Origin of the sequence: Microbulbifer aggregans (genome assembly GCF_001750105.1) — a bacterium.
GTDB classification, from domain to species: Bacteria; Pseudomonadota; Gammaproteobacteria; order Pseudomonadales; family Cellvibrionaceae; genus Microbulbifer; species Microbulbifer aggregans.
On sequence record NZ_CP014143.1, the window covers coordinates 2,355,695 to 2,382,500 of the forward strand.

Sequence of the window (26,806 nt, forward strand, 5' to 3'; positions counted from 1 at the left end):
GCGGATAGTGAGATCGAACTCGTTTCTGTACTGCCTGATAAAGGGGAGGAAGCAAGAAAAGGCGAGGGGCCAGTGAAGGGAGGCGCGGAAGCAAGTGGATAGCGGGATGTTCTGCCCGGGGAAGCCCCGGGCAGTCTATGGCGGTTGCCGTCTAGAGTGCTGCGGCCAGGCGTGACCCCTGGTCGATGGCGCGCTTGGCATCCAGTTCGGCGGCTTCGTCGGCACCGCCAATCAGATGCGAGCGGATCCCCATTTTCTCCAGCTCGGTGTGGAGTGAACGCTCCGGCTCCTGTCCAGCGCAGACAATGATGTTGTCCACCTCGAGCAGGCGTGACTCGTCGCCAATCTGCAGGTGCAGACCGCAGTCATCGATCTTTTCGTACTGGGCGCCGGCGATCATCTCTACCTGGCGGTGCTTGAGGCTGGTGCGATGAATCCAGCCGGTAGTCTTGCCGAGGCCGGCCCCCACTTTGCTGGCCTTGCGCTGCAGCAGGTAGACCTGTCTCGGCGAGGAGACAGCTTCAGGTTTCTGCAGACCCGCCCGGTGCTCGAGCTCGATGTCCACACCCCACTCACGGAAAAACTCATCGCGGTCGCTTGCCAGCAGCTGGTCGCGGTGATCGTGCTCGTGGGTGAGGTACTCCGCCACATCAAAGCCGATACCACCAGCGCCGATGATTGCGACACGCTGGCCCACTGCTTTCTTGTGCTTCAGAACGTCCAGGTATCCGAGCACTTTGTCATTGTCGATACCCGGGATCGGCGGGGTACGCGGCGTGATACCTGTAGCGAGAATTACCTCATCGAAATCTTTCAGCTCGGTGGCGGAGACAATGTGATTCAATTTGACCTTGACGCCGGTGAGCTCCAGCTTGCGCTTGAAGTAACGCAGGGTTTCTTCGAACTCCGCCTTACCGGGAATCTGCTTGGCCACATTGAACTGCCCGCCGACCTTGTCGTTTCCATCAAACAGGGTCACTGAGTGGCCGCGTTCGGCGGCGACGGTGGCCGCGGCGAGACCCGCCGGGCCGGCACCGACCACAGCAATGCTTTTCTTTGCCTCAGCCGGCGTGTAATTCAGTTCCGTCTCGTGACAGGCGCGGGGGTTCACCAGGCAGGAGGTGAGCTTCATCTCAAAGGTGTGGTCGAGACAGGCCTGGTTACAGCCGATACAGGTGTTGATCTCGTCTGCGCGGTTCTCCGCAGCCTTGTTGACGAAGTCGGCGTCGGCGAGGAACGGGCGGGCCATGGAAACCATGTCCGCATGGCCTTCAGCGAGTACCTCTTCGGCCACTTCGGGCATGTTGATGCGGTTGCTGGTGATCACCGGCACGCGCAGGTGCTGCTTGACCTTGGCCGTGATCGCGGTGAACGCTGCACGGGGCACGCTGGTGGCAATGGTCGGCACCCGGGCCTCGTGCCAGCCGATGCCGGTATTGATGATGTTTGCACCGGCGTCCTCGATTGCCTTGCCCAGCGCGACCACTTCATCGAAAGTGCTGCCGTCCTCGACCAGGTCGAGCATGGAAAGCCGGTAGATGATAATGAAGTCTGTTCCGACCGCTTCGCGCACGCGGCGCACAATTTCAATCGGCAGGCGGATGCGGTTCTCGAAGCTGCCACCCCACTCGTCGGTGCGCTTGTTGGTGCGCGACACGATGAACTGATTGATGAAGTAGCCTTCGGACCCCATGATCTCGATGCCATCGTAGCCGGCTTCGCGGGCGAGCGTGGCGCAGCGCACATAGTCGTCGATCTGCCCTTCGATTTCCTCGCTGGTCAGCTCTCGCGGGGGAAAGGGATTGATTGGCGCCTGGATGGCCGATGGGGCAACCAGGTTGGGGTTATAGGCATAGCGGCCTGCGTGGAGAATCTGCATGCAGATCTTGCCGCCTTCGGCGTGGACAGCATCGGTGATTTCCCGGTGCTGGTGAGCCTCCTCCGGCGTGGTCATCTTGGCGGAGCCCATAAATACGCCGCCCTCCTCATTTGGCCCGATGCCACCAGTCACGATCAGGCCTACACCGCCACGGGCGCGCTCGGCGTAGAAGGCGGCGAGTCGGGTAAAACCGCCCGGGTGCTCTTCCAGGTTGGTGTGCATCGAGCCCATGAGGACACGGTTCTTGAGCCGGGTAAAACCCAGATCCAGGGGGGCCAGGAGATTGGGATAGGCTTGGGACATGGCGGCTGTCTCTCTTCTTCTGCTCGCTGTTCCGGTACCGCCGGGGCGCGCGCCCGGCGGTCATCGATAGGTCCGGCAGAATAGCAGGGGCCATGAACTGCAGGCAGTGACCATAACGGTCGAATTCTTTGGCCTTGCTTCGCGCACTCTCAGCGAACAAAGAGCTCCAGCAGCAGCTCCCGGACCCACTGGTTAGCGGGATCCCCGTCCTGATTGCGGTGCCACAGCAGGTGCCAGTCCATCTGCGGGATCTGGAAGGGGAGCTCAAACAGGCGGGCGGGATATTGCCCTGCGAGGCTGGCGGGAACCGTCAGGGCCAGGTCGGTGCGCATGACGACCAGCGGTGCTACCCGGTAGTGCTGCACCCGCAACCTGATTGACCGGCGCCGCCCCTGTTTGTTGAGGGCGATATCCACGATGCCGGGGCCGGTACGGCGGCTGGAAACATGCACATGGCCGAGCGAAAGGTACTGGTCCAGGCTCAGCCGCTCCTCACCCGCCAGCGGGTGATCGGCGCGCAGCATGCACAGGTAGCGGTCATTGAGTAGTCGCTGCTGGTGGAGTTGGGTAGCCGTCGCCAGCGGAACGTCCAGGCCGAAATCCAGCGTGTTTGCAGCCAGCTCTCGCACCAGCTGGTCCCGGGGCACGTAGTAAGACTCCACGCTGATCCCCGGTGCCCGTTGCTCCAGCTCCTCCAGCAGACGCGGTAATAGCAGCGTCTCTGCCATGTCGTTCATGGACAGTCGCAGGGTTTTGGTCGCGGTTGCCGGGGCAAATGAGGTCTGGGTGCTGAGGCTGCCATCGAGCAGGGCCAGTGCCTGCTGGACACGGGGCATGATGCTCTCGGTCAACGGTGTGGGGCTCATCCCCGTCGGAGTGCGGATAAACAGCTGGTCATCCAGGGTGCGCCGTAGCCTGGCGAGGGCATTGCTGACCGCAGGTTGAGTGATATGGAGTTGCTCGGCGGCTCGAGTCAGATTGCGCTGGCGATAAATGGCGTCCATCACCAGGAACAGGTTCATGTCGATCTGTTGTAGTTGCGTCCCGGCCACGTGATTGCCTCTTCGTTTCTGCGTTCGTCTGTAGCAGCCTGCCCCCGAATTTCATGTCCCGGAGGGCGCTATCTCGCTCGTCTTTCTAGTTACTTTCTATGCACACTGCTATCACCGTGATGAATGGTGGCATATTCGCATAATAAACTTTGATGATCTACTGGCGACCGGTAGGGTTGATAGCAGCAATGGAGGGAGCAGGGTGACTCAGTTTTTTACTGTCCGGCATGGCCAGGCCTCTTTCGGGGCAGATGACTACGATCGACTCTCGGAGCTGGGCTGGCGCCAGGCCCGCTGGCTGGGTGAGCACTGGCGTGCGGAGGGCGTGCAGTTTGACCGCATCCTGTGCGGCGACTTGCGGCGACATCGAGAGACGGCCCGGGGGATTTGCGAGGGGATGGGGCAAGATGGCGTTAGCCCACAACTGGTGCCGCAACTGAATGAATTTGATTTTCGCGGCCTGACAAGCCTGTTCGGCCAACACAAGCCGGATGCTGTCCCGGCAGAAGGCAGTCCGCGGGCCCATTACTACCGCTTTCTGAAGGGAGCCATGCTGGCATGGTCACGAGGAGAGATCGCACCGGAAGAAAGCTGGCAGGCCTTCGAGCAGCGGATCGATGAAGCCTTGTCGGTCATGGCCGACACGCCCCGGGGAAGCAGAACCCTGGTGGTGAGTTCTGGCGGGGCGATTGCCATGATGATTCGCCAGATTCTTGGTGCTCAGCCCGAGACTGTGACCCGGCTCAATATGCAGATCCGCAATACTGCGGTCACACACCTCTTCGGCGGCGGTGGGGAATTCAGTCTGCACAGCTTTAATCACTTGCCGCATCTCGACTATGCAGAGCGCAGGGAATTTATCACTTACAGCTAACCGGCTTATCCGGGCAATCCAAGCTGGTGTTTGCCCTGATTCAAATTTCGGACTGCCAGTTTTATAAAAAGGGGATTACACCGTGGATTTTGAATACTCAGATCGGGTCAAGCAGCTACTGGAGCGGCTGCGTGGATTTATGGATGAGCACGTTTATCCGGTGGAGAAAACCTTTCACGAACAGCTTCAGGAAGACCGTTGGGGCGAGCCGAAAATATTGCAGGAGCTCAAAGTGAAGGCCCGGGAAGCAGAGCTCTGGAACCTCTTCCTGCCGGATCCCCGTTTGGGTGCCGGGCTGACCAATCTGGAATATGCCCCTCTGGCAGAGGAGATGGGGCGTGTGCTCTTTGCTTCGGAGATATTCAATTGCAGCGCTCCCGATACCGGCAATATGGAAGTGTTGACGCAATATGGCAGCCGGGAGCAGCAGGCGCAGTGGTTGCGGCCGCTGCTCGAGGGTGAAATCCGCTCTGCCTTTGCCATGACCGAGCCCAAAGTGGCCTCATCGGATGCGACCAATATCGAGACATCCATCGTGCGCGATGGAGACGACTATGTCATCAACGGTCACAAATTCTACATTAGCGGTGCCCTGAACAGACGTTGCAAGATTTTTATTGTGATGGGCAAAACCGATGCAGAAAACCCCGATCGCTATCGTCAGCAATCACAGATTCTCGTACCTAGCGATGCACCCGGAGTGAACATCATCCGGCCGATGACTGTGTTCGGCTATGACGATGCCCCCGAAGGACATGCGGAAATCATTTTTGAGAATGTCCGCGTGCCGGCGGAAAACCTCATCCTCGGCGAGGGCCGCGGCTTCGAAATTGCCCAGGGGCGTCTCGGGCCAGGTCGGATTCACCACTGCATGCGTCTTATCGGGCAGGCCCAGCGCGCCCTGGAAATGATGGCCAGTCGCTCGGAGGAGCGAATCGCTTTCGGGCGGCCTCTGAGCAAGCAGGGCTCTGTGCGCGAAGATATCGCCAAGTCCGCCTGTGAAATTGAACAGGCGAGGTTACTGACGCTGAAAGCGGCGGACCAGATGGACCGGCACGGCAACAAGGCGGCCAAGGACCTGATTGCCATGATCAAGATCGTTGCGCCGCAGATGGCCTGCAATGTGATTGACCGGGCTATTCAGATACACGGTGCGGCGGGTCTTGGTCAGGACTTTGGCCTCGCCCAGCAATACGCCTATGCGCGCACCATCCGGCTGGCCGACGGGCCTGACCAGGTTCACATGATGCAGTTGGGGCGCAATCTGGCTGCGCGCTACCTCGCAGAATCCCAAGGGGGAAAGCATGACCACTGACGTGACCAAGTCTCGAGCAGAAACGGTAGAGCAGTTACCCCTGGGTAAGCTCGCGAGTTACCTCGAAGATGTGATACCCGGTTTCCGCGGTCCGCTTCAGGTGAGCAAGTTTTCCGGGGGACAATCAAACCCCACCTTCAAACTGGAGACGGGTTCCGGCGTCTACGTGTTGCGGCGGCAACCCCCGGGGAAACTGCTCAAGTCTGCCCATGCGGTGGATCGGGAATTCCGGGTCATGCATGCGCTTGCCAATACCGACGTGCCGGTGCCGCGTGTGATACACCTTTGCGAGGATCGCGACATACTGGGCTCCCTTTTTTACGTAATGGAATATTGCGAGGGGCGTATTTTCTGGGACGCCTCGCTGCCGGAGGTGGACAACCAGCAGCGCGCAGCCATCTACGATGAGATGAACCGTGTATTGGCTGCTTTACACAGTGTCGATGTGGATGCCGTCGGGCTCGCAGACTTCGGCAGGCCGGGAAATTATTTCGAGCGCCAGTTCGAGCGCTGGAGTGGTCAGTATCGGGCCAGTGAACTGGAGGCAATTCCGCCAATGGACGCGCTGATCCATTGGCTTGGGCAGCATTTGCCGGAGGACGATGGGCGTGTGGCGCTGGTGCATGGTGACTATCGCCTGGACAACATGATATTTCACCCGCAGGAACCGCGGGCCATTGCCTTGCTCGACTGGGAGCTGTCGACGCTCGGCCATCCATTCGCAGACCTGGCCTACCAGTGTATGCAGCTCCGAATGCCGAAAAGTGGCGATAAAATGGCCGGACTCATGGGTGTGGATCGCGCGAAGCTATCCATTCCATCTGAGAAAGAATACATCGCCCGCTACTGTGCTCGCTGCGGAATAGAACGTATCGATAACTGGGCATTTTACCTCGCATTCAGCTTTTTCCGGCTGGCGGCCATCATCCAGGGGGTGGCGAAACGCGCTCGCGATGGTAACGCCTCCAGTCGCAGCGCAGCAAAACTGGGAGCTCTGGTCGACCCGGTGGCCCGCTTTGCGCTCGATGTCATCGAAAAGGAATATTAATTGTACTACCCCGGATTCCAGGGGCTCTCACCAAACACATAGATAAGAACGTAAATGCGAGGAACTCATGGCGACAGAACTTTTTAATCTGACGGGAAAGGTGGCATTGGTAACCGGTGCCAGTCGCGGTATTGGAGCCGCAATCGCACGATTGCTTGCCGAGCAGGGAGCTCAGGTTATTGTTTCCAGTCGCAAGATCGAAGGCTGCCAGGCCGTGGCCGACGCCATCGTGGATGCCGGTGGCAAGGCGGAACCCCTTGCCTGTCATATTGGCAGCATGGAGGAGATCGGCAAAACTTTCGGTCATATCCGTGAGAAATATGGCCGTCTCGATATTCTCGTGAACAACGCGGCCACCAATCCGTACTTTGGCCATATTCTCGACACGGATCTCGGTGCCTTTGAAAAAACCGTCGACGTCAACATCCGCGGCTACTTTTACATGTCGGTGGAAGCCGGCAAACTGATGCGGGAGCAGGGTGGTGGCTGTATCGTCAATACAGCCTCGATCAATGCTCTGCAGCCCGGCGTCGGCCAGGGAATTTACTCCATTACCAAGGCCGCTGTGGTCAATATGACCAAGGCGTTTGCCAAGGAGTGCGCACCGTTCAATATTCGCGTCAATGCCTTGTTGCCCGGATTGACGCGCACCAACTTTGCCGGTGCACTGTTTGCCGACGAAGGTATCTACAAGACAGCCATTGACCACATCCCCATGCACCGCCATGCCGAGCCGGAGGAAATGGCTGGAACCGTACTGTACCTCGTGTCGGATGCATCCAGTTATACCACCGGTGAATGCGTAGTGGTGGACGGCGGTATGACTGCCTGTGGAGGGATTTGAGATGGCTGCTGATGCGATGCTCGATTTTAGTGGCAAAGTGGCGCTGATCACCGGCGCCGCCAGCGGACTCGGGGCAGCCCTGGCACAGGAGCTGGGTAGGCGTGGTGCACGCCTCGTGCTCGGGGATATCAACACGGCAAGCCTGGAAGGGCTGGCAGATGAGCTTGGCGGACAAGGGGTAGAGGTAGCGACACGACATTGCGATGTCGCTCGCGAATCGGATTGCGAGGCCATGGTGGCACTGGCCCTGGAGCGCTTCGGGAGTCTCGATATCGCGGTCAACAACGCTGGTGTTGCTCCGCCGATGATGTCGCTGGAAGAAACCGATGAGGCAGAGCTGGACCGTCAGTACAACGTCAATCAGAAGGGCGTATTCTTTGGGCTGAGGCATCAGCTGCCGGTGATGAAAGCGGCTCGAAATGGAGTGATTCTCAATGTTTCCTCCATGGCGGGGTTGGGTGGGGCGCCAAAGATCGCTTCTTATGCGGCCGCGAAACATGCGGTGATTGGCCTCACGAAAACCGCTGCGATCGAGGCGGCATCACGTGGTGTCCGCGTCAATGCCATTTGTCCCTTCTTTACCATGACACCGATGGTCACCGGGATAGAAACGCCTGATGGGGTGAGTGCTGAGGAATTTCAGGCATTCCTGGCTTCGGCTTGCCCGATGAAGCGCCTGGCAGATACTGCAGAAGTGGTTTCAGCGATGTTGATGCTGCTCTCGCCGGCGATGACCTACGTCACTGGTCAAGCACTGGCGGTAGATGGTGGTGTTTCCGCATATTAGGGGGCTGGCGGGATATCAGTGGGCCGTTGGTTTTACGGTGGGTGAAAAGGCACTATAAAGATAATCCACGGAAAGAGGATTTAGCATGTCGACAGTCATCCCCAAGGATAAGCTGGCGGACTTTATCGGTGTCGAGCTTGAGCCAACGGAATGGTTCAAGATTGATCAGGCACGAATCCATGCCTTTGCGGACTGCACGCTCGATCATCAATTTATTCATGTAGATCCCAGGGCTGCGAGCCAGACTCCTCTTGGCAGTACTGTGGCCCATGGATTTCTAAGCCTTTCGTTGCTTTCCCACTTTGCCGAGCAAATGGGGGTTTCCATTGAGGGGACCCATATGGCAATGAATTATGGCCTCGACAGAGTCCGCTTTATTTCTCCCGTTAAGGTAAACAGCCGCGTTCGCGTGGTGGCGACGGTGCTGGATATTCTGGAGAAGAGCTCGGGTCAATATCTCGTCACCTTGCAGATGACGATGGAGATCGAGGGCGAGTCGAAGCCCGCCCTGATCGCCGAGTGGCTGATCATGCAGTTTGTCTAGGCTCCTGGCGCCAGTGGCACTTTACAATGCCCCTGGCGCTAGCATTTAGCGGGCTTGTAGTATCCGGCAGTGGCTGCGAGCCTCCCGGGCCAGATCCCCCGGTAGTTTCTTAGACGACAGGCCGCGTTGTTGTTCTCGCCACTGAGAACAGAGCTCGACGTGACTGCCGGATTCCACCGTATGGCGTAATTCATACCACGGGTCTGTTTTGGCAAGTGCCTCTTTTGCATAGTCCTGCCAGTTGACCAGAGCTGACCTCTCCCCAACTGTGGACCCGGGTGTTGACTTACCTGCTGGTGTCAGTGCCCCGAGATATTGCGCCGGATGAATGAGCAACACGGCGATGGCCAATGCCGCGCAGCCACTGGCAGCCTTCGATACCCAGGGCTGATTTTTTCGGGAGGCCTTGAAAGATCGGGCCCGTTTCAGGATTTGCTCATCCAGGACAGACGGAGATTCAATCACAGCAGCCGCTAGCTGATAGTCTCGCTCGCAGACGCTCATAACCTCACCTCTTCTACTTGCCAGGGCTGGCGTTCTGGTCCATGTAAAATTTCGCGTAACTGTTCCTTTCCCTGCTGATATAACGCCCGGCACTTTTTGAGCGAAATTCGCTCTATATCGGCAACAGTTGCCAGCGGAAGCCGGCATTCCATATGCAGGAGTAAAATGTTGCGTTCTATCCGCGGTAGCTGCTGCATGGCCGCAAGAACAGTGTTTGACTCCACTGCAGGAGCTTGCTCAGCAGTTGGTAGAGTTTTCGGCTCTGTGTCCTCCTGGTTGCCGCTGGTGTCCAAACTAAGCAGTTGGCTAGCGCGGATGAAAAGCCAGTTTCTCAACAGGCGGCCGCAAAGTTCTGGAGGTCGTTCCAGCAGGCTTTGCCAGAGCTGCTCCACTATCGAAGCGGCGGCGGGAAAGTTCATCTGCGCGCAATAGCGGTACAGGCTGTCTTTGTGGCGGCTGTAGAGCAGCCGGAAAGCCCGAAGGTTGCGCGTTGAATGGTAGTAATCAAGCAGAGCTTCGTCAGAGAGGTTCTGAAACGCATTCCTGGTCAAGCTATCGCGCCTCCGTGCGCAAAGGTTAACGGCTCGAGCTGCGTTGCTACGGGACCTACCTCCAATGGCCCTCTCACTTCACAGTGGTTTGTTTGTCTCATCCAGAGTCAGACAGATCACCCGAGAGGGAACAGCCCCTCTACGTACATCAAGTCTTCGTTCAGCGGTGTGACTTTTTGTCGCGGCCATCCTTGACCGTCTCACCCTTGACCACCTTCTCTTCAGTTCGCTCTGCCGGAGTCGCCTTTTGACGGGCCAGGTAAATCGTGAACAGGCCCAAGAGAATTTCGTCGACGAAAGGTACCGGATCGATGATGAACAGGTTGATGAGAAATAGCGCGAAAATCCACTTAAAGAGGCGCGGCCTTTCCAGTTTTTCTGCGTAGCTGAGAAACCAGCCAACCAGGGCACTGGGTAGCACTCTTTTCATCTAACGGCTCTTTCCTCTGGTCAGAGGAGTATAGTTGCTGGGTTGACTTGGGCCGCGGGGGAGAAGTGCGGGGCGACGCCAGATTTCCTGACCGGTACGTATTTTCAGTTTGCCGATTTTCTCCTACCCCCTCTGGATCAGGCGGAGTGCCGGCCTTCCAGCTCAAGAGGCAGCAATAATTGCTCTGGTCCTTCTTCGGCGCGCAGATCCTTGAGTTTTACTCCGACTCCAAGCAGGCGGATGGGACCCTGGCGTCGCTCCCAACTCTGTCGCAGCAGTTGCTTGAATTCGGAGATACGGCTGGACTGGCTGGCCCGCTCCTGGGTGCTGGTGGAAAAGTCGGCATATTTGACCTTCACCGAAGCGCCGCTGATCCGGTAGCGGTCGCTCAGGCTTTCCAGTCGCTCCTGCAAGCGACCGTACAGGAAGGGTAGCTGCTCCTCCCAGTCGCTAATATCTGCGAGGTCCTCGGTAAAAGTACGCTCGACACTGACACTTTTTCGGGAGCCATCGCCATTCACCGGTCGGTCGTCATCGCCCCGGCACAACTGGTATAGGCGGTTGCCGAACTTGCCGTACCGCTGGATCAGCTCGACCTGGGAGAAATTGCGCAGATCAGCACAGGTTCTTATGCCTTCCCGCTGCATTTTTTCTGCAGTGACCCGCCCGACGCCATGGATTTTGGCAACCGGGAGTCTGAGTACGAACTCCTCGACTGCTTCGGGCGGGATGACCGTAAGGCCATCCGGCTTGCGCCAGTCGCTGGCGATTTTGGCCAGAAATTTGTTTGGTGCCACGCCTGCCGAGATTGTGATACCCAGCTGGTCGCTGACCCGCGCACGGATCTCCTCAGCCATCAGGGTGGCGCTGCCGTGGCACAAGCTGCTGTCTGAGACGTCGATGTATGCCTCATCCAGCGAAAGGGGTTCTATCCTGTCGCTGTATTCGAGAAAGATCTGGCGGATCTCAGCACTGACCTCCCGGTATTTCTTCATGTTACCGGGTACTACAATCAGGTCAGGGCAGAGTCTCTTCGCATGCGCAGTCGGCATGGCCGAACGAACCCCGTAACTACGCGCCTCGTAGTTACAGGTGGAAATGACGCCGCGTCGGTCACTGCTGCCCCCCACTGCCAGCGGGCGACCGCGCAAATTCGGGTCGTCGCGCATTTCGACCGATGCGTAGAAACAGTCGCAGTCGCAGTGGATGATCTTCCTCATGCTGGGATTATATACAGTGCCAGGGGGGCCGGGAACCGCTTTCAGCCGTCCCAGACTGGCACTTCAGGGAAAGACAGGTGATTTATGAGTCGGATCTCACTGGTAGACAGCCCCGCCGATGATGTGTCGACGGCGGTCTTTGCGGAAATCGAGCAGGAGCTGGGGGATGTGCCCAACTTTTTCCGTGCCTACGCCAATCATCCGGGCCTGCTCAGTGCCAACTGGGAGAAATACAAGGCCTTGATGGTACATGGCTGCCTGTCGCCGCGCCTGAAACAGGCCGTTGCGCTGGTGGTGGCTGCCGATAATCACTGCGACTACAGTATCGCCCGCCACAGCACCCTGTTGCAGGAGTTGGGGGTGGATCCCAAGGAAGTACTGCTAATTCGCACCAACCCGGATCATGCGCACTTCGGCTCCAAAGATCATGCCATTCTCGAGCTCGCCCGCCACGCCAACCTGGACCCCTACAACCACGCCGAGCGCCTGGTTGCCGCAGCCCGCGAGCAAGGTGCGAGGGACGACGAGATATTGGAGGCGATTGGGGTGATGGAGATGATCACCGGGTTCACTAAGTTTATTGAGGTGATGGCGGTGCCCCCCGATTGATTATCTCGTTTTCCCCTATCAGTAATGTTAAGAGTGGGGTCGTAACTTTTTGCGGCTCCGTAAAGCTTTTCGGCCAATCGAATCAAACAAGCCGCCATAAGGCGGCTTGTTTGCGTTTCCAGAGATTCTGGATTTCCGTCTGTCCTAACTCGTCACGGTCGTTTTCGACCAAAGATCAGTGCCAGTACGAATAGCACCAGGAATACGAAGAACAGGATTTTGGCGATATCCGCTGCAGCTCCGGCAATACCACCGAAACCGAAGAATGCGGCCACCAAAGCGACAACGAGGAATATGACTGCCCAGCGCAACATAGAAGCACCTCCCGGTAGTTGGTAAAGGGCACGGTTCGTCCCGAACGGTCCCGCAAAGCGTTCAATTGTTCCGCGGGAATTCCTTGCGCTTATTTGTAGTCTGAGGGAACGCTGTTCACCAATTAGACAGAATTGGCCGTGAGGTTTTCTAAGTGGAAACAAAACAGGCCGTCGTTTGACGGCCTGTTAGGTAGAGAGGGGAGAGTGGATTCAGCGCTCCAGCAGGTCCAGCTTGCCTTTCTTGCCGTCCCACTCCGCCGCATCCGGCAGAGGGTCTTTTTTCTCGGTGATGTTGGGCCAGACTTCTGACAGCTCAGCATTCAGCTCAATGAATTCCTGCTGATCCTCGGGGACCTCGTCTTCGGAGAAGATGGCGTTGGCAGGGCACTCCGGCTCACAGAGGGCGCAGTCGATGCATTCGTCCGGATGGATGACCAGGAAGTTGGGGCCCTCGTAAAAGCAGTCCACCGGGCATACTTCCACACAGTCGGTGTACTTGCATTTAATGCAGTTTTCCCCAATTACGAATGTCATGACTATCCCTCAGTGCTGCTGTGCAGGCCGGTGCACCGCGCTCCGACCTAAATTACCAAGCTGCGGATTTTAGCAACTACTGGCGCGAATTGTAGTGGCTTTTGGGGGGATTCGGCCCCGTTGTTATAACAATTTGCGCAGAGCGTATAACTGTTCCAGTGCCTGCCGTGGTGTGAGGTCGTCCGGGTCCAGTTCAGCCAGGGCTTCGATGGCTGGGTGGGGGCCGCTGCCGAACAGATCCACCTGCATGGGGGATCCGCTGACGGATGTCGCTGCAGGTAATTCCTCAGTCTGCATGGGTTCGGTGTTGGCTTTGCTGGCCGGCAGGGGCGATGGGGAAGTGGCCTCGGCCTTGCTGGTAATGGGCTCCTGGGAACCGGATTCCAGTGCCTGCAGGCGCTCGCGCGCCTCCTCCAGTACCTCTTTGGGGATACCGGCAAGTTTCGCTACCTGTAGCCCATAGCTCTTGGAGGCTGGGCCCTCCTCGATTCGATGCAGGAAGACAATGTCATCGCCGTGCTCGGTGGCATTCAGGTGGATATTGGCAGCTTCCGGGCAGCGATTGGGCAGGTCCGTGAGCTCGAAATAGTGGGTGGCGAAGAGTGTAAATGCCCGCACCTTGTCGGCCAGGAAGTGCGCACAGGCCCACGCCAGCGACAGGCCGTCGTAGGTACTGGTGCCTCGCCCGATTTCATCCATCAGCACCAGGCTGTTGGCGCTGGCGTTGCGGAGGATGTTGGCGGTCTCGGTCATTTCTACCATGAAAGTTGAGCGGCCACCGGCCAGGTCATCGGCGCTGCCGATCCGGGTGAAAATGCGGTCCAGCAGGCCGATTCGGGCATTGTCCGCCGGCACGTAGCTGCCCACATGGGCGAGCAGGGCGATCAGCGCAGTCTGGCGCATATAGGTGGATTTACCACCCATGTTGGGACCGGTGATCACCAGCATGCGGCGGTCATCACGCAGTGCCACGTCGTTGGCCACAAACGGCTCGTCCAGCACCTGTTCCACCACCGGATGGCGCCCCGCACTGATATCGAGGCCCGATTCTTCAGTGAGTACCGGGCGGCACAGGCGCAGGTTGTCTGCGCGTTCGGCCAGACAGGCCAGTACGTCGAGCTCGGACACACCGGCAGCGGCCCCCTGAAGCTGGGCCAGGAATTCGTTCAGCTTATCGATCAGCTCCTCGTAGAGGGCCTTCTCGCGCGCCAAGGCGCGGCTCTTTGCCGACAGCGCCTTGTCCTCGAACTCTTTGAGCTCCGGGGTAATAAAGCGCTCGGCATTTTTCAGGGTCTGACGGCGGATGTACTCGGCCGGGGCCTTGTCGCTCTGTCCGCGGCTGATCTCGATGAAATAGCCGTGGACCCGGTTGTATCCGACTTTCAGGGTGGGGATGCCAGTGCGCTCTTTTTCCCGCTGCTCCAGCTGGACGAGATAATCGCCGGCGTTCTCACTGATGGAGCGCAGCTCGTCCAGCTCACTGTCGTAGCCCTCGGCGATCACACCGCCATCGCGAATGACTACGGGCGGGTTTTCAACCAGTGCCTGCTCCAGCAGTGCAACGGTTTCCGGCCACTCACCGACGACCTCACCCAGTTGTGCCAGCAGGGCGGTATCAGCCTGCTTGAGGAGTTGTTGAATCTCCGGAAACTGTGCCAGGGACTGGCCCAGTCGGGCCAGATCCCGCGGCCTTGCAGAGCGCAGGGCGAGGCGGCCGAGAATGCGTTCCATGTCGCCGACTGGCTTGAGGGCGTCGCGAAGTGGCTCGAACTGATATCCATCGATCAGTGCAGCGATGGCATCCTGGCGATTCTGCAGGGTAGAGAGCTTGCGTAGCGGATTGTTGAGCCAGCGGCGGAGCAGGCGGCTGCCCATGGCAGTCTTGCAGCTGTCGAGCACCGACAGCAGTGTGTTCTCATCACCACCGCTCAGATTGATGTCGATTTCCAGATTGCGTCGGCTGGCGCCATCCAGCGCCACCGTCTCATCGCTGCTTTCAGCCTGCAGGCTGCGGATGTGTGGCAGTTCGGTGCGCTGGGTGTCCCGGGCATATTGCAGCAGGCAGCCGGCAGCCACGATGGCTGCGTGCATGTGGCTGCAGCCGAACGCCTCCAGGTTCAGGGTGCCGAACTGGCGGTTGAGCAGGTTGTTGGCGGACTCGAAATCGAACTCCCAGGGCGCGCGGCGGCGCAGACCCGGATGGCGTTCAATCACTGCTGGCAGTTCCAGCCCCTCCGCTGCCAGTAGTTCCGCGGGACTATGGCGCTGAATCTGTTCCGCCAGCCCTTCGAGGGTGTTCACTTCCTGAACAACAAAGCGGCCGGTGGCCAGGTCCAGCAGTGCCAGGCCGAATTGATCGCCCACCCGGGCGGTGGCGGCGAGCAGGTTATCGCGGCGCTCGTTCAGAAGGGCCTCGTCGGTAACGGTGCCAGGGGTCACGATACGGACCACCTGGCGCTCCACCGGCCCCTTGCTGGTGGCCGGATCCCCGATCTGTTCACAGATGGCCACCGACACCCCAGCCTTGATCAGACGAGCGAGATAACCCTCGGCGGCGTGGTAGGGAATGCCGGCCATGGGAATCGGCTCGCCACCGGACTTGCCCCGCGCGGTCAGGGTAACGTCCAGCAGCTCTGCGGCGCGCTTCGCGTCATCGTAAAACAGCTCGTAGAAGTCCCCCATGCGATAGAACACCAGCTCCTGGGGGTGCTGGGCCTTGATGCGCAGGTACTGTTGCATCATTGGGGTGTGTTGGGCTTTGGCGCTGGGTGTCGCGGCTTGCGGCATGGAATTACTTCTTGTTGTCGGTTGAGAGGGCTTTGCTGCGGTCTCAGGGAAGGCGCTATTCTAGCGACTCTTAAGGGAGAGATTAAGGCAATGAGCACAGACGCGCAGCTGGCCGAGCAGATCGAGGAGCGGGCACAGGCCCTGGGGCAGGAACTGGAGAAGCGGCACTGGAAAGTCACTACCGCAGAATCCTGCACCGGCGGTGCCATTGCGGCTGCAATCACGGCGGTGGCCGGTGCCTCCAATTGGTTTGATGGGGCTGTGGTCAGCTATGCCAACCGCATCAAGCGCAACCTGCTGTCAGTATCCAGGGAGGATCTGGAAGAGCTGGGGGCGGTGAGTGAGGAGGTGGTCCGCCAGATGGCCAGCGGGGTGCTGGGGTTGATGGATGCCAATATTGCGATCGCCGTGAGTGGCATCGCTGGCCCCGATGGCGGTACAGACGAGAAGCCGGTGGGGACTGTCTGGATCGCACTGGCGCATTCCGAAGGGCAGGAACCGGTGGATATCGACGCCCGTCGCTTCCAGTTTGAGGGAGATCGGGCCCGGGTACAGGGGCAGACCGTGGCCGAAGCGCTCGGCATGATGCTGGAGCTGGTGCGGGAGCATCCGGTTTAGCGGGATACCAAGGGGCTTCCGCGGTCGTTGAGGCAACTGCCCGGTTACTGGTTGCTTATACAGTAATCCTTCGTTAAGCTTGCCCGCAATCAACAACGATCAAGTACATGGGAAGGGTCATGGATTCCAACAAAGACAAGGCACTACAGGCGGCGCTGTCACAGATCGAGCGCCAGTTCGGTAAAGGTACCGTCATGCGCATGGGGGACAAGGAGCGCGAGCGTATCCCCGCGATCTCCACCGGTTCCCTGGGTCTGGATGTGGCGCTGGGTATTGGCGGACTGCCCCGCGGCCGTATTGTGGAAATCTATGGGCCGGAATCCTCCGGTAAAACCACCCTCACCCTGCAGGTGATTGCTGAGGCCCAGCGCAAGGGCGGTACCTGTGCCTTCGTCGACGCCGAGCACGCGCTGGACCCGATCTATGCCGAAAAGCTGGGTGTGAACGTTGATGAGCTGATTGTTTCCCAGCCGGACACCGGTGAGCAGGCCCTGGAAGTGGCTGACATGCTGGTGCGTTCCGGTGCGGTGGATGTTCTGATCGTGGACTCCGTGGCGGCCCTGACACCCCGTGCCGAGATCGAGGGCGAGATGGGTGATTCCCATGTGGGCCTGCAGGCGCGCCTGATGTCCCAGGCCCTGCGCAAGCTCACCGGTAACATCAAGAACACCAATACCCTGTGTGTGTTTATTAACCAGATCCGCATGAAGATTGGTGTGATGTTCGGTTCCCCCGAAACCACCACCGGTGGTAACGCGCTCAAGTTCTACTCCTCCGTGCGCCTGGATATCCGCCGTATCGGCTCCGTGAAGGAGGGCGATGAAGTGGTGGGTAACGAGACTCGGGTGAAAGTGGTCAAGAACAAGGTGGCGCCGCCGTTCAAACAGACCGAGTTCCAGATCATGTACGGTCAGGGCATCAACTTGCTGGGCGAGATCATCGACTACGGTGTCAAGCTCGGCCTGATCGACAAGGCCGGTGCCTGGTACAGCTACAAGGGCGACAAGATCGGTCAGGGCAAGGCCAATGCAGTGAAGTTCCTGAAGGAAAACCAGGACATTCGCGACGAGATCGAGGGTCAGCTGCGCGCCCAGCTGCTCGGCGATCTGGTGCCGGCCAAGCCCGAAGAAGTTGCAGAGACCCCGGAAGACTAAGTGTTTTCCGAGCAGGACCCGGCTCAGGCGCTGTTCGCTGCAGCGCTTGAGCTACTCTCCCGCCGCGAGCACTCCCAGCGGGAACTCAGGGACAAGCTCTGCGGGAAGTTTCCCGAAGCAGACTTCGATGCTCTTTTCCTGCGCCTGCAGGAACTCAACTATCAATCCGACCGGCGCTTCGCCGAGGTCTTCGCCCGTTCCCGTGTCCAGCGTGGACAGGGCCCGCTGCGGATTCGCCGTGAGCTCCAGCAGCGTGGTGTTAGTGCTCACCTGATCGAAAGCGCACTGGAGTCCCTGGAAGAAGACTGGTTTCAGCTCGCGGCCGAGCTTCTGCAGCGCAAGTTCCGCACCCCTGTTAATGAGGCGCTGTCCCGGGAGCTGCAGCTCAAGGAGCGCGCCCGGCGCCAGCGTTATCTTGCCTATCGCGGCTTTCCTTCCGACGCCATTCACTGGGCGCTGGACGCCGCTGCCTCCGACTTATACTCTGAGTTCTGACGCTTCCTGCCGTTACTGGTGGGATCGCCGCCATGTCGGATGTACGGTGGGCAGGCGGCGCGGCGAATAACAATAAGTGCGAGCAGCGCGAGGCCCCTATGATTCTGTCCATCGACCAGGGCACCACCGGCACCACGGCCTTTGTCTTCGATAATGAGGGCAGTCTGTTAGGCCGCAGTTATTCGGAATTTCCTCAGTACTACCCCCAACCCGGATGGGTGGAGCACCGTGCAGACGAAATCTGGGCGGTGACCCAGCGGGTCAGCGCCGCCGCACTGGAGCGAGCCGGCGTTTCTGCCACAGAACTCTCTGCGATCGGCATCACCAACCAGCGTGAAACCACCGTGCTCTGGGATCGCAAGACTGGTGAACCGGTGCACCCGGCCATCGTCTGGCAGTGCCGACGCTCTGCCGAAGTCTGCAAGGCCCACGAACGTGCCGGCCGCGCCGACTGGCTAAGGCAGAAGACCGGGCTGGTGTTGGACGCCTACTTCTCTGCCAGCAAGCTGCAGTGGATGTTTGAGCGCTACCCTGAACTTGCCGCCCGTGCCAGGGCCGGTGAACTCTGTTTCGGTACCATCGACAGCTGGTTGATCTGGAAGATGAGCGGAGGTCGCGCGCACCTTACTGATCACACTAACGCCAGTCGCACCCTCTTATATGATCTGGCCAGCGGGGATTGGGATGCCGAACTGCTGGATTTGTTCGACTGTCCTGTGGAGATTTTGCCGGCCATTAGGCCGTCCGCTGCATATTTTGTCGATACCGATCCCCACGCTTTCCTCGGCGCCTCCGCACCGATTACCGGCGTCGCCGGCGATCAGCAGGCCGCACTTTTCGGTCAGGGTTGTACCCGCCCGGGACTGATCAAGAACACCTATGGCACCGGTTGCTTCATGCTCGCCTATGCCGGCAATGAGCGGCCCGAGGCGCCGGCGGGTCTGCTGACGACCGTGGCCTGTGGCCCCGATGGTGCGCCGGCTTATGCGCTCGAGGGGGCGGTTTTCAATGCCGGCTCTGCGGTGCAGTGGCTGCGCGATGAGATGGGGCTGATCCGATATGCGGAGGAGACGGAAGCCATCGCCCAGCGGGTGCAGGACACTCGCGGCGTCTACCTGGTGCCAGCCTTCAGTGGGCTTGGGGCACCGCACTGGGATCCTACCGCGCGAGGGACTATCTGTGGTCTCAGCCGTGGCACGGGCAAAGACGAGCTGGTGCGGGCCACGCTGGAATCCATCGCCTACCAGAGCAATGAGCTGGCTGGGCTGATGTCCCAGGCCCTGGGTGTCCCGCTCGCCTGTCTGCGCGTCGATGGCGGGGCCAGTGCCAACAATTTCCTCATGCAGTTCCAGTCTGATATCTCCGATGTCCGTGTCGAGCGTCCACGCCAGGTCGAATCGACAGCGGTGGGCGCGGCCCTGTTGGCGGGAATCGGCGCTGGTATGTGGCAGCCGGGCAAGCGACCGGAATCTCTGCAGGAGATCGAGCGGGACTTCGTACCGCAAATGGATCCAGGGCGCAGGGAAGAGCTAATCAGCGGTTGGCAACGGGCTGTCAGGGCCTGCCGCACCTTTTGATTGGGAGCGCCTATTCTCTGTTCAGTAGCGAATAGGAGGGAAGACAATGTCGGTAACAGAAGAACTACAGGCCACAGTCGCAGACATGGTGGATGGTCGGCGGGGCGTGCTCGCGGCGGATGAGAGCAGCGGCACCATCGCCAAGCGTTTCCAGTCGGTGGGTGTCGACTCCACGGAGGAGCACCGGCGCTTTTACCGCAGCCTTTTATTGGGCACGGAGGGGTTGGGTCAGTACGTCAGCGGAGTGATCCTGTTCGAGGAAACCCTGGGTCAGAGGGACGACAATGACTCCCTGTTGCCGGAGCTTGCTGCCAGGGCGGGAATCGTACCCGGTATCAAGGTGGACAAGGGGAAGGGGCCGCTGCCCGGTGCGCCGGGAGATATGATCACCTATGGTCTCGACGGTCTGGCCGAGCGCCTGCAGGGCTACAAGGAGCAGGGAGCCCGGTTTGCCAAGTGGCGGGAGGTGTATCCCATTAGCCCATCCAACCCTACTTCTCTGGGATTGACGGCCAATGCGGAGATGCTGGCGAGATACGCCGCGGTGTGTCAGTCATGTGGTGTGGTACCGATCGTTGAGCCTGAGGTTCTGATGGATGGTGACCACAGCATCGAGCGCAGCGCTGAGGTCAACGAACAGGTCTGGCATGAGGTATTCCATGCGCTCCATCGCCATGGGGTGGTATTGGAGTTGATGTTGCTCAAGCCGAGCATGGTTACCCCGGGCAGCGAATGTGCCAAGGCACCACCGCAGCAGGTGGCCGAATACACAATGCGGGCCCTGCGCCGTGCCGTTCCGGCCGCGGTGCCCAGTATCAATTTCCTCTCCGGAGGGCAGGGGCCTGAAGAGGCTACGGCAAACCTCAACGCGCTCAACCAGCTGTGGCATGCCCCGTGGCAGCTCAGTTTTTCCTATGGTCGCGCGCTCCAGGAGCCTGCGCTGCATACCTGGTCCGGGGATGATAGCCAGCGCAGCCAGGCCCAGAGCGCATTGCTGAAGCGGGCGAGGCTGAATCACCTGGCAATGCTGGGCGAGTACACTGAGGGGCTGGAGTCCGAGAGCCCGTAAACAGATAAAAACAGTGATGAAGGGTTTGCGGAACCGGCAAGCCCTGGGCAGGGACAAGCCTGTTGCAGTCCCGCCTCAACAATAATATTGATAACAACAGCGAAGAGAGGGGGTAGGGATGCAGTTTCTTTCTCGGGGAGATCAGCTGCACTTCCGCCGCTGGTGGGTGGAAGGTGCCTTGGGTGTCGTGGTTGTTGCCCATGGTTTGGGTGAGCACAGTGGACGCTACCGTCGGCTTGCTCTGGAGCTCAACCGCAACGGGTTCAGTGTTTACGCCCTCGATCATGTGGGGCACGGATTGTCGCCGGGCAGTCGGGGGCATATCGATGACTTTGCCCGTTACAGTACCCACCTCCACGACTTCATCCGTCTCGTGCGTCGGGATAACCCCGGCCGCCCCGTGCACCTCCTCGGTCACAGCATGGGGGGCCTGATTGCCAGTGGCTGCGTCCATCGCTTTGGCGGGGTCGACAGTCTTCTGCTGTCTGCGCCGGCTTTTCGTGGATGTGCGGAACCGGCGGCTTTTGAGCTGAAGCTTATCCGGCTGCTCGGTCGCTGGCTGCCGTCGCTTCCTCTACCGAACCGGGTCAATCCCCGCTGGCTGAGTCACGATGCCGGCGTTATCGAGGAGTATCTGCGGGATCCGCTGGTGCACCGGCGCATCACGCCGGCCTGGTTCCTCGCTTTTCTGCGCGAGCGGCAGGCGGTCCTGGCCGCGGCCGGCGAGATCGAAGTGCCCTGTGTGCTCCTGTTGCCCCTCGGTGACCGGATTGTGGACAGCGCCGCATCCGAGGATTTCTTCGCATCCCTGGGTAGCCGGGAAAAGACGCTTCTCCGCTATGACGGAGCCTGCCATGAGCTGCTCAATGAACCCGGACAGGGCACCGATGCCTTGGCCCAGATTCTGGAGCACCTCCGCGCCTACGCCCCGAGCCAGAAAGCCGCACAGGAAGCCTGATCCAGCATCGGGGCCAGCTGTCGTGAAACCGGCGCATATCCGTTGTACTATACGCGGTCATTTTGGGCCGCTGTGGCCATGTTTGTGGAGTTTGGGTACATGGATAAGAAACTGCTCAGCCTGCTGGTGTGTCCGGTCAGCAAGGCCCCGCTGGAATACCGGGAGGAGACCCAGGAGCTGGTCTGCAAGGCCAGCGGACTCGCCTATCCGATCCGGGATGGGATTCCGGTCATGCTGGAATCTGAGGCCCGTCAGTTGACCACCGAGGAAAAACTGGAGAAATAGCCTGTGCCCGAGCCCAGTGTCTTTAGCCGTATTATCACCGGAGAGATTGAGGCAGAACGGGTCTTCGAGGACGAGCACTGCATCGTGATCCGGGATCGGGCGCCAAAGGCACCGACACACCTGCTGATCATTCCCAGGAAGCCTCTGATCAACCTTCTGGACGCCGGCGCGGATGACAAGCCGCTGCTTGGGCACCTGCTCTGGGTGGCATCCGAAATGGGGCGCCGAATGGGGCTGGACGGATACCGCCTGGTGATGAACAACGGCCGCGATGCGGGGCAGACGGTCTTCCACATGCACATACACCTGCTCGCCAACCGCAAGATGCGTGAGCAGGACCTGGCCGATTAGGGTTTCCGCCCGCGCGGCCACCGCCATTCGAAATTTCTATTAACGAGCTGGAATTACGCTGGATGAAAAGCGCAGAGATACGCGAAGCCTTTTTGAATTATTTTGCCGACCAGGGCCATACCGTGGTGCCCTCCAGTTCACTGGTACCCGGCAATGATCCAACCCTTATGTTCACCGCTGCTGGTATGGTGCAGTTCAAGGACACATTCCTGGGACGCGAAGAGCGACCTTATACCCGGGCGACCAGTTCCCAGCGCTGTGTGCGGGCCGGTGGTAAGCAAAACGATCTCGAGAACGTCGGCTACACCGCGCGCCACCACACCTTCTTTGAAATGCTGGGTAATTTCAGCTTCGGTGACTATTTCAAGCGGGAGGCAATCCAGTTTGCGTGGAATTTTCTCACCAAGGTGCTGCAGCTGCCTGAAGAGCGCCTCTGGGTGACGGTTCACATCAGTGATGACGAGGCCGCGGATATCTGGTTGAAAGAAATGGGCGTGAGTGCGGACCGTTTCTCCCGCCTCGACGAAGACAACTTCTGGCAGATGGGTGACACCGGCCCGTGCGGCCCCAGCTCTGAAATTTTCTACGATCACGGCGAGGATGTGCCCGGTGGCCCGCCCGGTTCCGATAACGATGACCTCGACCGTTACGTAGAGATCTGGAACCTGGTGTTTATGCAGTTTGATCGCTCTGCCGATGGTGAGCTGCACCCGCTGCCCAAGCCCTCTGTCGATACCGGCATGGGCCTCGAGCGGATCGCCGCTGTAATGCAGGGTGTGCACTCGAACTACGAGATCGACCTGTTCCAGGCGCTGCTGAAGGCTGCCGGCGAGATCGTCGGTTGTGATGATCTGGAAAACAAATCCCTGCGGGTGATTGCCGACCATATTCGCTCCTGCTCTTTCCTGATCGCGGACGGCGTTATGCCCTCCAACGAGGGCCGCGGTTACGTATTACGTCGGATCATTCGCCGCGCCGTACGCCATGGTCACAAGCTGGGCCACAAGGACATCTTCTTCTATCGGCTGGTAAAGGCATTAGTGGGTGTCATGAGTGATGCCTACCCGGAGCTGCGCGAGAAGCAGTCCGTTATCGAGTCCGCCCTGCACAAGGAAGAGGAACAGTTCGCCAAGACCCTGGACAAGGGCATGGCGCTGCTGGGGGATGTGCTCGAATCCCTGCAGGGCAGCGAGATTCCCGGTGAATTGGTTTTTACACTTTATGACACCTACGGTTTTCCGGTCGATCTGACCCAGGATATTGCCCGAGAACAGGGCTTGTCCCTCGATATGGCCGGCTATGAAGTAGCCATGGAGGCTCAGCGTGAGCGTGCCCGTGCAGCCGGCAAGTTCAAGCAGGATTACACTGGTGCTCTCGACCTGGAAGGCAGCACCGAATTCCTGGGCTACAACGCTACCAATGCCAGCGGCAAAGTTTTGGCGATCGTCAGGGGCGGGGAGCAGGTGGACCGCCTGGAAGAGGGCGAAGAGGGTGCGGTCGTACTCGACCGCACACCTTTTTATGCCGAGTCCGGTGGTCAGGTCGGTGACTGCGGCTACCTGACGCGGGACGGCGGGCGTTTCGAAGTGGCGGACTGCACCAAGCAGGGCGGCCACCACCTGCACGCTGGCCGAGTGCTGCAGGGCGGCCTTTCCGTCGGTGATACGGTACAGGCAGAAGTTTCTGCCGATGTGCGCCAGGCCACTGCACTGAATCACTCTGCTACTCACTTGCTGCATGCGGCGCTGCGTAAGGTGTTGGGCGAGCATGTGACCCAGAAGGGCTCGCTGGTGGATTCCGAGCGCCTGCGTTTCGACTTTTCCAACCCGGAAGCAGTTACCGCGAAGCAGTTGCATGCGATTGAGGCCCTGGTCAATGGGCAGATCCGTGCCAATACACCCGTCCAGACCGAAGAGACTGACATCGAAACCGCCAAACGCAAGGGTGCCATGGCGCTGTTTGGTGAGAAATACGGTGATACTGTCCGGGTGCTGTCCATGGGGCGCGAAGAGGACGGAGATGCTTTTTCTGTAGAGCTCTGTGGTGGCACCCATGTAGCACGGACCGGCGACATCGGTTTGCTCCGGATCGTGTCCGAGAGCGGCATCGCTTCCGGTCAGCGCCGAATCGAGGCCGTGACCGGCGCGCACGCCCTGGCAATGTTCGATGAAGCCCAACAGCGCCTGGAGCACGTGGCAACGCTGCTCAAGACCCGCCCGGATACTCTGGCTGACAAAGTCGAGCAACTGCTCGTTACCAATCGCAAGCTGGAAAAAGAGATCGCCCAGCTCAAAACGAAGCTGGCGAGTGGTGCGGGTGGCGACCTGTCGTCGCAGGCAGTGGAAGTCGCCGGGTTCAAGCTGCTGGCTGCCTCGATAGAAGGCGCTGATCCCAAGTCCCTGCGAGATCTCGCTGACCAGATGAAGAACAAACTTGGGTCCGGTGTCGTACTCCTGGCAGCTCCCGGTGAAGACAAGGTGGCCCTTGTTGCGGCGGTAACCAAAGATCTGACCGAGCGCGTCGCTGCGGGCGACCTGATGCGGTTCGCCGCCACCAAGCTGGGTGGCAAGGGCGGTGGTCGCGCAGATATGGCTCAGGGTGGTGGCACCGACGTTGCCGCTCTACCGGGTATGCTCGAAGAGGTTCCTGTCTGGGTCGAGAGCCAGCTTAAGTAGTTAATTTGGGTCAATTTGGCGGATAATTCTATTTGCCAAGTTGATTTCCCCCGATTTTGGTGATTTAGTGCGCGACTTGCGCTAATTGGCCCGTCGCAGAGGCCGCCAGGTTGGCCGGCTTCTGCGATTGCCAGATTCCCAGTGCTGTTCGGCGCCCCGTGTTGTTGAAGTCACTGCGTGGGCCGGGTAGCGGGCGTTCCCCGCCTCTGATAGTCATCGGGAGCAGAGACGGCGCGGCACCTGGCCGTGTTGGTAGTAAGGAAACACAATAGTCCATGAGTTTGTTCGTCCAGAAATACGGTGGTACCTCCGTTGGCTCAATTGAGCGCATCGAGGCCGTTGCCGACAAAGTGGCTGCCTTCCGTGCTAAGGGCCATGAGATGGTGGTTGTTCTGTCTGCCATGAGTGGTGAGACGAACCGCCTGATTGAGCTTGCTTACCAGATCCAGGAGCGTCCCGATCCGAGGGAGCTCGATGTGCTGGTCTCCACGGGCGAGCAGGTCACTATTGCTCTGCTCAGCATGGCGCTGAAGAAGCGCGGTTATGACGCCTGTTCCTATACCGGTGGTCAGGTCAAAATTCTGACTGACAACGCCCACACCAAAGCCCGCATCCAGCAGATTGATGTCGAACGCATGCGGCGTGACCTGGACGCTGGTCGGGTCGTGGTGGTCGCTGGCTTCCAGGGCGTGGATGGGGACGGCAATATCACCACGCTTGGGCGCGGTGGGTCCGATACCACCGGTGTCGCGCTGGCAGCAGCCCTCGATGCAACCGAATGTCAGATTTATACCGATGTGGACGGGGTTTACACCACCGACCCGCGGGTAGTCGATAGCGCGCGCCGCCTGGATCGCATTACGTTCGAAGAGATGCTGGAGATGGCCAGCCTCGGTTCCAAAGTGCTGCAGATTCGAGCGGTGGAATTTGCGGGCAAGTACAAAGTACCGTTGCGGGTGCTCTCTACCTTCGAAGAGGGTAACGGCACTCTGATCAGTCTGGATGAGGAAGATAACGAAATGGAGCAACCAGTCGTTTCCGGTATCGCATTTAATCGCGATGAGGCAAAGCTGACGATTCGTGGCGTGCCGGATAACCCGGGAGTGGCCTGCCGCATCCTCGCGCCGATCGGAGCCGAGAACATTGAGGTCGATGTCATCGTCCAGAATATCAGTGCGGTCGATGGCACTACCGACTTCACTTTCACCGTGCATCGCAACGATCTGCGGAAAGCGCGGGAAGTGCTGGAGCGGGTGGCTGCAGAGCTGGGTGCCCGGGAAGTGGTTTCCGACGACAAGATTGCCAAGGTCTCTATCGTCGGTGTGGGCATGCGTTCTCACGCCAATGTGGCGAGCCGCATGTTCAGCGCCCTGGGCGAAGACAATATCAACATTCAGATGATCACCACTTCCGAAATCAAGATTTCGGTGATTATCGATGAGCGCTATCTGGAGCTGGCAGTGCGGGCACTGCACAGCGAATTTGAGCTCTCTGAACCCAGGCAGACACGTTAGGCGCAGTAAAGAGCTATAACCAGAACTAAGGCGAGCGTAGCCTGACCATAGCAATTTGGTCATTTGGCGTAGAGTCCGACCTATTGAGATTTTGATCCGCTGGTCAATAATGAATAGGGAGATGGGCAGTTTCGACCTTTTTGCGCCGCCATCCGGTTATGATGACCAATAGCGCAGCCATAGGAATGTTCCGCTGCGCTCTCACAGGATGACCAAGGAGAAGTAGCCAATGTTGATTTTGACCCGCCGGATTGGCGAGACGCTGATGGTAGGTGACAACGTCACAGTGACCGTACTCGGCGTCAAGGGGAATCAGGTTCGGATCGGCGTAAATGCGCCCAAGGAAGTTGCGGTGCACCGAGAGGAGATCTACCAACGCATCCAACGCGAAAAGCAGTCTGCGGAAGGTGGTGAAGGCGAATAGCCACTGCCAGCTTTGGACAGCTGATGAAAAGGCCGGCTTGCCCGGCCTTTTCGGTTTCTGGCTAGATGAAACGCCCGCCAAACAGGGTTTG

At 59.2% G+C, this 26,806-nt stretch carries 27 protein-coding genes; 18 read left to right on the forward strand and 9 right to left on the reverse strand.

The window, feature by feature from the left end; all coding sequences use genetic code 11:
* Positions 1–151: 151 nt before the first annotated feature.
* On the reverse strand, positions 152–2,182 hold the full coding sequence (locus AUP74_RS10150) for an NADPH-dependent 2,4-dienoyl-CoA reductase (protein ID WP_069947473.1): 2,031 nt from the start codon (positions 2,180–2,182) through the stop codon (positions 152–154).
* A gap of 149 nt (positions 2,183–2,331) precedes the next feature.
* Entirely contained in the window at positions 2,332–3,234 is a 903-nt protein-coding gene (locus tag AUP74_RS10155) for a LysR family transcriptional regulator (RefSeq protein WP_226999758.1), read from the reverse strand.
* A gap of 202 nt (positions 3,235–3,436) precedes the next feature.
* Here AUP74_RS10155 and AUP74_RS10160 point away from each other — a divergent pair, with 202 nt between their 5' ends.
* From AUP74_RS10160 to AUP74_RS10185, 6 genes are all read left to right on the forward strand, one after another.
* A complete protein-coding gene (locus AUP74_RS10160) occupies positions 3,437–4,108 on the forward strand; it encodes a histidine phosphatase family protein (protein ID WP_069947475.1) in 672 nt (223 codons plus the stop codon).
* 82 nt (positions 4,109–4,190) lie between these two features.
* Positions 4,191–5,423 (forward strand): acyl-CoA dehydrogenase family protein, encoded by a 1,233-nt coding sequence (locus AUP74_RS10165; protein WP_069947476.1) that lies wholly within the window; start codon positions 4,191–4,193, stop codon positions 5,421–5,423.
* Positions 5,413–6,471, forward strand: coding sequence for a phosphotransferase (locus AUP74_RS10170; protein WP_069947477.1), 1,059 nt, complete (start codon positions 5,413–5,415; stop codon positions 6,469–6,471). The genes AUP74_RS10165 and AUP74_RS10170 overlap by 11 nt, the downstream gene beginning before the upstream one ends.
* A gap of 67 nt (positions 6,472–6,538) precedes the next feature.
* Entirely contained in the window at positions 6,539–7,315 is a 777-nt protein-coding gene (locus tag AUP74_RS10175; RefSeq protein WP_069947478.1) for an SDR family oxidoreductase, read from the forward strand.
* 1 nt (position 7,316) lies between these two features.
* Positions 7,317–8,102: an SDR family NAD(P)-dependent oxidoreductase gene (locus AUP74_RS10180; RefSeq protein WP_069947479.1), complete on the forward strand. Its 786-nt coding sequence runs from the start codon at positions 7,317–7,319 to the stop codon at positions 8,100–8,102.
* 85 nt (positions 8,103–8,187) lie between these two features.
* A complete protein-coding gene (locus tag AUP74_RS10185; RefSeq protein ID WP_069947480.1) occupies positions 8,188–8,646 on the forward strand; it encodes a MaoC family dehydratase in 459 nt (152 codons plus the stop codon).
* Between the two features lie 45 nt (positions 8,647–8,691).
* On the opposite strand, the gene AUP74_RS10190 is transcribed toward AUP74_RS10185, so the two are convergent.
* The 4 genes from AUP74_RS10190 to dinB all read right to left on the reverse strand — a co-directional run bounded on the left by AUP74_RS10190 (position 8,692) and on the right by dinB (position 11,351).
* A complete protein-coding gene (locus tag AUP74_RS10190; RefSeq protein WP_069947481.1) occupies positions 8,692–9,150 on the reverse strand; it encodes a hypothetical protein in 459 nt (152 codons plus the stop codon).
* Positions 9,147–9,701, reverse strand: a complete 555-nt coding sequence (locus AUP74_RS10195; protein WP_069947482.1) for an RNA polymerase sigma factor — start codon at positions 9,699–9,701, stop codon at positions 9,147–9,149. The genes AUP74_RS10190 and AUP74_RS10195 overlap by 4 nt, the downstream gene beginning before the upstream one ends.
* Positions 9,702–9,861: 160 nt before the next feature.
* Entirely contained in the window at positions 9,862–10,131 is a 270-nt protein-coding gene (locus tag AUP74_RS10200) for a DUF6116 family protein (RefSeq protein ID WP_069947483.1), read from the reverse strand.
* Between the two features lie 137 nt (positions 10,132–10,268).
* Positions 10,269–11,351, reverse strand: coding sequence for a DNA polymerase IV (gene dinB, locus AUP74_RS10205; RefSeq protein ID WP_069947484.1), 1,083 nt, complete (start codon positions 11,349–11,351; stop codon positions 10,269–10,271).
* Between the two features lie 84 nt (positions 11,352–11,435).
* Between dinB and AUP74_RS10210 the strand changes: the two genes are divergently transcribed.
* Complete coding sequence (locus AUP74_RS10210; RefSeq protein ID WP_069947485.1) at positions 11,436–11,960, forward strand: carboxymuconolactone decarboxylase family protein; 525 nt, start codon at positions 11,436–11,438, stop codon at positions 11,958–11,960.
* Positions 11,961–12,112: 152 nt separating this feature from the next.
* On the opposite strand, the gene AUP74_RS10215 is transcribed toward AUP74_RS10210, so the two are convergent.
* From AUP74_RS10215 to mutS, 3 genes are all read right to left on the reverse strand, one after another.
* The gene (locus AUP74_RS10215; protein WP_069947486.1) at positions 12,113–12,274 is read right to left on the reverse strand and encodes a DUF1328 family protein; all 162 of its coding nucleotides are present in this window, start codon (positions 12,272–12,274) and stop codon (positions 12,113–12,115) included.
* A 210-nt stretch (positions 12,275–12,484) separates the two neighbouring features.
* A complete protein-coding gene (gene fdxA / locus AUP74_RS10220; RefSeq protein ID WP_069947487.1) occupies positions 12,485–12,808 on the reverse strand; it encodes a ferredoxin FdxA in 324 nt (107 codons plus the stop codon).
* Between the two features lie 123 nt (positions 12,809–12,931).
* Positions 12,932–15,595: a DNA mismatch repair protein MutS gene (mutS, locus tag AUP74_RS10225; protein WP_069947488.1), complete on the reverse strand. Its 2,664-nt coding sequence runs from the start codon at positions 15,593–15,595 to the stop codon at positions 12,932–12,934.
* 90 nt (positions 15,596–15,685) lie between these two features.
* Here mutS and AUP74_RS10230 point away from each other — a divergent pair, with 90 nt between their 5' ends.
* From AUP74_RS10230 to csrA, 11 genes are all read left to right on the forward strand, one after another.
* Positions 15,686–16,213: a CinA family protein gene (locus AUP74_RS10230; RefSeq protein ID WP_069947489.1), complete on the forward strand. Its 528-nt coding sequence runs from the start codon at positions 15,686–15,688 to the stop codon at positions 16,211–16,213.
* A 119-nt stretch (positions 16,214–16,332) separates the two neighbouring features.
* The gene (recA, locus tag AUP74_RS10235) at positions 16,333–17,367 is read left to right on the forward strand and encodes a recombinase RecA (RefSeq protein ID WP_069947490.1); all 1,035 of its coding nucleotides are present in this window, start codon (positions 16,333–16,335) and stop codon (positions 17,365–17,367) included.
* Positions 17,368–17,862 (forward strand): regulatory protein RecX, encoded by a 495-nt coding sequence (locus tag AUP74_RS10240; RefSeq protein ID WP_069947491.1) that lies wholly within the window; start codon positions 17,368–17,370, stop codon positions 17,860–17,862. It abuts the gene before it with no gap.
* A gap of 32 nt (positions 17,863–17,894) precedes the next feature.
* Positions 17,895–19,439, forward strand: a complete 1,545-nt coding sequence (gene glpK, locus AUP74_RS10245) for a glycerol kinase GlpK (RefSeq protein WP_226999759.1) — start codon at positions 17,895–17,897, stop codon at positions 19,437–19,439.
* A gap of 46 nt (positions 19,440–19,485) precedes the next feature.
* On the forward strand, positions 19,486–20,508 hold the full coding sequence (locus AUP74_RS10250; RefSeq protein ID WP_069947493.1) for a class I fructose-bisphosphate aldolase: 1,023 nt from the start codon (positions 19,486–19,488) through the stop codon (positions 20,506–20,508).
* A gap of 118 nt (positions 20,509–20,626) precedes the next feature.
* Positions 20,627–21,466, forward strand: coding sequence for an alpha/beta hydrolase (locus tag AUP74_RS10255; protein ID WP_069947494.1), 840 nt, complete (start codon positions 20,627–20,629; stop codon positions 21,464–21,466).
* A gap of 99 nt (positions 21,467–21,565) precedes the next feature.
* Positions 21,566–21,751, forward strand: coding sequence for a Trm112 family protein (locus tag AUP74_RS10260; RefSeq protein ID WP_069948827.1), 186 nt, complete (start codon positions 21,566–21,568; stop codon positions 21,749–21,751).
* 3 nt (positions 21,752–21,754) lie between these two features.
* Positions 21,755–22,102 carry a histidine triad nucleotide-binding protein gene (locus AUP74_RS10265; RefSeq protein ID WP_069947495.1) on the forward strand — a complete coding sequence of 116 codons (348 nt, stop codon included), beginning with the start codon at positions 21,755–21,757 and terminating at the stop codon, positions 22,100–22,102.
* Positions 22,103–22,164: 62 nt separating this feature from the next.
* Complete coding sequence (gene alaS, locus AUP74_RS10270; RefSeq protein ID WP_069947496.1) at positions 22,165–24,777, forward strand: alanine--tRNA ligase; 2,613 nt, start codon at positions 22,165–22,167, stop codon at positions 24,775–24,777.
* A 275-nt stretch (positions 24,778–25,052) separates the two neighbouring features.
* Positions 25,053–26,291 (forward strand): aspartate kinase, encoded by a 1,239-nt coding sequence (locus tag AUP74_RS10275; RefSeq protein WP_069947497.1) that lies wholly within the window; start codon positions 25,053–25,055, stop codon positions 26,289–26,291.
* Between the two features lie 229 nt (positions 26,292–26,520).
* On the forward strand, positions 26,521–26,715 hold the full coding sequence (gene csrA, locus AUP74_RS10280) for a carbon storage regulator CsrA (protein WP_069947498.1): 195 nt from the start codon (positions 26,521–26,523) through the stop codon (positions 26,713–26,715).
* The last annotated feature ends 91 nt before the right edge of the window (positions 26,716–26,806 follow it).